At 35.9% G+C, this 6,227-nt stretch carries 9 protein-coding genes; 3 read left to right on the plus strand and 6 right to left on the minus strand.

Going from position 1 to position 6,227, the window contains the following annotated elements; translation table 11 throughout:
• Positions 1-61: 61 nt before the first annotated feature.
• The 4 genes from Q0594_RS01800 to Q0594_RS01815 form a co-directional block, all read right to left on the minus strand.
• On the minus strand, positions 62-958 hold the full coding sequence (locus Q0594_RS01800) for a HAMP domain-containing sensor histidine kinase (protein WP_366518781.1): 897 nt from the start codon (positions 956-958) through the stop codon (positions 62-64).
• 148 nt (positions 959-1,106) lie between these two features.
• Positions 1,107-1,790: a response regulator transcription factor gene (locus Q0594_RS01805; RefSeq protein WP_298729333.1), complete on the minus strand. Its 684-nt coding sequence runs from the start codon at positions 1,788-1,790 to the stop codon at positions 1,107-1,109.
• Between the two features lie 38 nt (positions 1,791-1,828).
• Positions 1,829-2,506: an ABC transporter ATP-binding protein gene (locus Q0594_RS01810; protein ID WP_298729339.1), complete on the minus strand. Its 678-nt coding sequence runs from the start codon at positions 2,504-2,506 to the stop codon at positions 1,829-1,831.
• A 1-nt stretch (position 2,507) separates the two neighbouring features.
• Positions 2,508-3,599 (minus strand): ABC transporter permease, encoded by a 1,092-nt coding sequence (locus Q0594_RS01815; protein WP_298729334.1) that lies wholly within the window; start codon positions 3,597-3,599, stop codon positions 2,508-2,510.
• Positions 3,600-3,768: 169 nt separating this feature from the next.
• On the opposite strand from Q0594_RS01815, the gene Q0594_RS01820 reads away from it, so the two are divergent.
• Genes Q0594_RS01820 through Q0594_RS01830 form a run of 3 tightly spaced genes read left to right on the plus strand, consistent with a single transcriptional unit; the run spans position 3,769 to position 4,989 of the window.
• Positions 3,769-3,915, plus strand: coding sequence for a hypothetical protein (locus Q0594_RS01820; protein ID WP_298729335.1), 147 nt, complete (start codon positions 3,769-3,771; stop codon positions 3,913-3,915).
• Positions 3,916-3,936: 21 nt separating this feature from the next.
• Positions 3,937-4,545, plus strand: coding sequence for a hypothetical protein (locus tag Q0594_RS01825; protein ID WP_298729336.1), 609 nt, complete (start codon positions 3,937-3,939; stop codon positions 4,543-4,545).
• A 42-nt stretch (positions 4,546-4,587) separates the two neighbouring features.
• A complete protein-coding gene (locus Q0594_RS01830; RefSeq protein WP_298729337.1) occupies positions 4,588-4,989 on the plus strand; it encodes a GNAT family N-acetyltransferase in 402 nt (133 codons plus the stop codon).
• 240 nt (positions 4,990-5,229) lie between these two features.
• On the opposite strand, the gene Q0594_RS01835 is transcribed toward Q0594_RS01830, so the two are convergent.
• The gene (locus Q0594_RS01835) at positions 5,230-5,433 is read right to left on the minus strand and encodes a CsbD family protein (protein WP_298729338.1); all 204 of its coding nucleotides are present in this window, start codon (positions 5,431-5,433) and stop codon (positions 5,230-5,232) included.
• 294 nt (positions 5,434-5,727) lie between these two features.
• On the minus strand, positions 5,728-5,967 hold the full coding sequence (locus Q0594_RS01840) for a GlsB/YeaQ/YmgE family stress response membrane protein (protein ID WP_111675221.1): 240 nt from the start codon (positions 5,965-5,967) through the stop codon (positions 5,728-5,730).
• Positions 5,968-6,227: the final 260 nt, after the last annotated feature.

Raw genomic sequence — 6,227 nt, forward strand, 5'->3', positions numbered from 1 at the left:
ACGGTGCAGTTCAAAGTGAATTTCAGGATTTATATATTGGATTAATTTTAACTTCAATAATTTATTGTTTTGGCAGTATTACTTGAAACGTACTCCCTTTTCCAATCTCGCTTTCAACTGATATACTTCCACCCAGTTGATCTACAATTGTTTTTACAATCGCTAATCCTAAGCCATTTCCTTCTTGCACATGAGAATGTTCCACTTGATAAAATTGTTCAAAAATATGTCGTTGATCTTCCTCGCTCATTCCGATTCCATTATCTGCAATCGTGACTCTAGCAGTATCATTCTCTTCTTGGATATCAATCGTTAAATGCACGCTATCCGCAGAATACTTCACCGCATTATCGAGCAGATTCGTCCACACTTGCATGCTTAAATCTGGATCCGTCACACAATGAACGGGCTGACTCGTAAACTGCAAGTCAATCTCTTTTTGCTTCCACTTTTCCGTAATCAAAATCACAGCATGCCGAATTTGTTCATCCAGTTGAAGTGGTTTTTTCTTTGGTTCAAAATCACGTTCCATCTTTGTCAATGTGACGATTCCATCACATAAACGACTTAGACGAAGGCTCTCTGAACGCAAAATACCTGTCAAATCTTTTCTAGTAGATTCATCAAGCTTTTCATCGGCTAATAAGTCACTCACTCCGACAAGAGAAGCGATTGGCGTTTTCAGTTCATGAGAAAGATTAGCAATAAAAGCTGATCGATGCTCGTCACTACGTTTCAAGTCTTCGGCCATCTGATTCACATGCTGAGAAAGCTGAGCCAATTCATTGTGATATTTAGCAGTGTCTTTAGGATAATGCTTAAGAGGAATCTTACGGCTAAAATCTCCTCTTGAAATGGCCTTAACAGATTCATTCAATTCTGAAATAGGTCTCGTTAAATGAACGGACCCATACCACATGGCAAGACTCCCTACGAGAATAATCACTAAACTAAACATAATTAACCACGTTTGGAAACTAACCTCCACCATAAACCAGTGTTTTAGCACAAAAACCGTTATTAAACCAATAACACTTGTGCTCACTAAAACACTACAAAACATGAAGACGAAATAGTTTCTGAGAGGGAATTGTATTTCCTTTTGCTTATCCATTTTTAATCGTCCCTTTATATCCTAATCCTCGTATCGTTACAATTTCAAAATCTTTATTCTCTTTAAATTTTTGTCGGATCCTTTTAATGCATGCATCTACTAATCTTTCATCAAAATCCTCTTCCATCCCCCAAATATCATCCAATAAATCTAAACGAGTAAATATTTTTTCAGGATTACTGAGTAATTTATAGAGTAAATAGAATTCTTTTCGAGGAATTTGATAAACTTCTTCACTCTCTAAATCCGTTAAAGTTAGTGCATTGTAATCAAGTCTTGTATGTTCAAAATGCAGTACTTTCTCTGTTTCTAATTGAGCCCTTCTAAGTAAGGCTTGTACTCGTAGAACAAGTTCAGCTAAACGAATCGGTTTCACCATGTAGTCATCGACCCCTAACTTAAAAGCTTCTTCAAGAGATTCTAACTGAGATTTTGCCGTAATCATTAAAATGGGCAAAGTATACTTCGTTTCTCGTAAAGCTTTTACAAGAGCGTATCCATCCATCACGGGCATCATAATGTCAGAAATTAATAAATCGACTTGATGCTTCTCCATCAGCGAGAGAGCTTCCTCTCCGTTTTCAGCAACGTAAATCGTGTAGTTTTCTTGTTTTAATTTAGTCGTAATCAATGTGCGAATCGCATGATCATCTTCAGCAACTAATATACTAAACATAGCTCCACCTTCTTTCTGGAACATTATAGCATAAATGCTTACAGACGAACTAACTTCCCTTTTTTCATCTCGTAAACCGTATCTACATACTCAAGCACAGAACGATCATGTGTGACCATGATGGCACTCTTGTGTTTCGATTTCACTTCCCGTTGAATTAATTGTGCAATTTCTTGTCCTCTCTCAGGATCAAGACTTGCGGTAGGTTCATCTGCTAAAATCAGTTGAGGGTTTCCAATAAATGCACGCGCAATCGCAGCACGCTGCTTTTGACCGCCTGACATTTGATTTGGATACTGACCGTAGCAATTTTCTATCCCTAACTCTGCCAATAATCCTTTGACTTCTTCTTTCCGTTTTGAAGCGTCTTTTTCCCCTTTTAATTTAGCGACCATTTCTAATTGATCCCCGATTTTCATGTATGGAAGTAATTGATGGTCTTGGAAAATAAACCCAAGTAACTCCAATCTCTTCTTCGTCCATTCACTTTGTTTTACATTCGTTAAGTTTTGTCCACCGATAATAATCTCACCGCTATCTGCAGATAAGAGTAATCCTGCAATCGATAAAAGCGTTGATTTTCCTGATCCAGAAGGACCTAGGATGGCCACAAATTCTTGTGGCTCAACGGTTAAATTCAAATCGCAAATAACATCTCTCATTTGATTGCCGTCTGCGTATGATTTTTTAATCTGTTGTAATCCAATCACTGACATCTTATTCACCATTTCCACCAATCACTTCGATTGGATCTACTTTCTTAATTTTTAATAGAGATAACGCGCCACAAATAATCGAGATGACGATAAAGCTTACAGAAATCACCGCATTATCTTCTGCTCGCATATAAAATGGCATGCTTACAGGTAAGAATGGCATTAACGCCATAGCAAGACCTAGTCCGATACTAATCCCAATAACGGAAAGAATCCCAACTTGCGATAATTGGATTCTTGTGATTTGCCCCATCGACATTCCGATGGCTTTTAACACACCAAATTGTTTTAATTTTTGTAAGGCTAAGATGTAGAAAAATACTCCTAGAATTGCGGCTGAGGCGATTAGTAATACCCACGTCATTGTTTTTAATATCATATTCGTCGCAGTGTATCCCGGAATTTTATTAATAATTTGTTGCTTATTCGATACCATCAACTGCTCTGACAAATCGTCGGCAGTCACTTCTTGGCTTGTGATGATGGCTTGTGGCTGCCAAGTATAGTTTGGATTCTTCTTCTGACGCATCTCTTCTAATGTCTTAGAACTAATGAAGGCTACTGTACTATGCCCATATTTTGCGTCTTTTGCAAAAGCAACGACTTTCAGTAAAATATCAGAAGTCTTATCTTTAATGGTATCCCCAATGTGAATTCCTTTTGCTTTATAGGATTCATCTAAAATCACTTCGTTTTCGGATAAGTCCGCCGCTGCATAACTATCTTCTGTCTTAATCGTTAAATGTTTGTAGGTATCCATCGCAAAGAATGTCACATCTTGCGAACCTTCCTCGTCCTCTTTCATAAACGTCGACCGTTGAATCACGAGTCCTGTTTGTTCTTCTAAATGGAGGTCTTCAATTTCTGTTAACTCTGAACTTGTAAGCATTGAGTAAGGAATGACTCCTTCTGAATCCTTCGAAAGAATATAATGAACGTCCCCAAACGTATCAATTTGTGCCATAATAATTCGCCCTAAGCCGTTCGTTAAACCGGACAGGAAAATAACCATAAACATCATGATAACAATAAGTATCTCAATTAATATAAATTTTCTCGGTTGGTATTTAATTTCATTCCATGCTATTTTCAATGTAATTTCTCCTCTTTATATAATCTTAGCTCTAATATACGTGAGTTTTATGACCTGAATATGACATTTTAATATAATGGATGAAATCGAAGAGCTTACTGGATACGGTTCCCCCTGGTTTGTGGTATATTAGAAATACGACTATTCAAGTTATTTGAAAGGAAAAAGAATGCTAAAGTTTTCACTGAAAAAGAAAGAACCTCCAGAACCAGCTCCTGGTTCAGGAAAACAAAAGAAATCAGAAAAACAGAGAACGAATCAAACGGTCGACCGTTACCATGGTCCGTTAATTACGAATGAAGTCAGTCTTGGGTAGATTAAATTCTTCCCTTGGCTTATGCTTCCATTTACTGCGTTTCTATATTTTGCTGCAGGTTACAATGATCCTGTTGGGATTATTAAGGCTTTATTCCTGAGTGCGACGGTGATCAATATCGTCAGTGCTCTCTTTGGGCTTTTTACACCTCTTGTCAATCGGTTTAAGTCTTTCACTTATATTCTAGTAGCCTTAGTGGTTTGGACCGTCATACTCACCTTTACCTTTATCTTCCTACTGATGGCTACTGATGATAAAACACCCTTCAGCGCGTTAAAGCTCTACGAGTCCAAGTTGACGCTATTTTATGTTATTCCATTGATTCTTCTATTTGTGGTGATGACTGGAATTTACGCATGGTATTACCTTCCTCAAAATCAAGGGAAAATATGGAAAATTAACCAATGGGAAACCTATGAGATTAATAGTAAGAAGAAAAAATTCCTATTCAATATTGTTAAAGTCTTGGGAATTATACTGTTCATCATCGCTATAATTACAGACTACATACAGATGATTTTCGGCTTTTTCTTTGGAACTTTAATGACCTTCGCTTTCCCAGCAGTATTAGTAGATGCCATTTACGCTGCAATCTATATCAAAGAGCATCCTGATTACGAAGAGCTATGATAGCAACAAATTCATAAAAGAAATTATTGGAGGAATCGTTTTATGGAATTTACACACAAAATCCCCAGCGTAGAAGCTTATAATCAATTAAGAGTGAACGCTGGAATGAATAGCACTAAACCTCATTCTGAAGTTAAAAAGGCTCTTGAAGGAACTCTTTTTTTAGTTTCTGTTTATGAAGATGATGAACTCATTGGCTTAGGAAGAATTGTTGGAGATGGCGGGGTCACTTTTGTCGTATCCGATATTATGGTAGACAAAAAGTTCCAAAGACGTGGAATTGCCAATAAAATCATGGAAATGATTGATCAGTGGTTTGACGAAAATACACATGAGAGTAGTTTTATCACTTTGCTAGCCAAAGTCCCTGCAGACAAGCTCTATCGTAAGCATCATTTTTGCTATCTTGACGAAAATCGAGTGGGAATGATTCGAGAAAAATAAAAGACTTATCATCTTTGGTATAGAATCGCTATCTTTAAACTCCATGAACCATTTAATTGCAACCTACAAGAAAGACCTTGTTTTTCAAAAGATTGATAAGGAAAAGAATGAAACAGAGATTAAAAACAAGTAATCAAATCACTGTTTGTTTATGAAATATAAAAAAGAGAACATTAAATGTTCTCTTTTTTTAAATTAAAAGTTACAAAGATGTTTTGCAAGATAAATTAACTTTTAGCTTTATTTGTCATCTTTATTAATCATATTTTTAACGCCTTCGATTGCTCCTTCGACCGCATCTTTTGCGTCTTCAGCTACTTCTTTAACTTTGGAAACTACTTTTTCAGCAACCCCTTCTTTTTCTGTTTTTTTATCACCAGTTAATTTTCCAAGCCCTTCTTTGACAGAACCTTTAGCTTGATTGAATTTTTCTTCTATAGACATAGTCTTTACCTCCATTATAAGTTTTAAGTGTTTCATGTATTTATAGAAAAGAAATACAATAAGAATCTCTTTTCGTAATTAAAGTATTAATAAATGCGATCTTTTTCTTTAGACATTGCTTCCTTGTAAATATCTGAGGCCACATACCGCTAACGTTATGAAAATCTAGTAAAACGGGAAGCAAAATTGTCAAGATTAAAATACTTAGTATAAGAAAAGTATTTTTTTTATTTTGAAATATTAAATCCTCACATCATTAAATTTTAAATTGTATTTTAAAAGTCAAAAGACAATTTATGCCTTTTTACCCAAAATAAATGATACAACAGCTACTACAATAACTGCACCAATGATAGAAGGAAGCAAGGCCATACCAGCCAAACTAGGACCCCAAGTTCCCAAAAGTGACTGACCGACAGCAGAACCAACTAAACCTGCAACAACGTTTGCAATAACACCCATTGAGCCGCCTTTTTTAGTGATTGATCCAGCAATAAGACCAATTACACCTCCGACAATAATAGACCAAAGCATATCGATTCTCCTTTCTAAATTTACTAAATCAAAATTCAAATCTTTTGATTAATGTGATTATATAATTTGCCAACTTGGAAACATAATAAATCAGCTTAATTTTCCCGCCGTTTTTATGTACTTTACATACAATAAAACGATAAAAGAAATTTTACGTCCTATGTTTAAGTACGCGCTTATTCATAGGGCTCTAGCTTTCGAGCCGACGTTTGGTTTAAAGTTGGACAAGATCGAGAAAAAATCAAAAGTCATCAATTGCT

The organism is uncultured Granulicatella sp., from assembly GCF_938030755.1.
In the GTDB taxonomy this organism is placed as follows: Bacteria; Bacillota; Bacilli; order Lactobacillales; family Aerococcaceae; genus Granulicatella.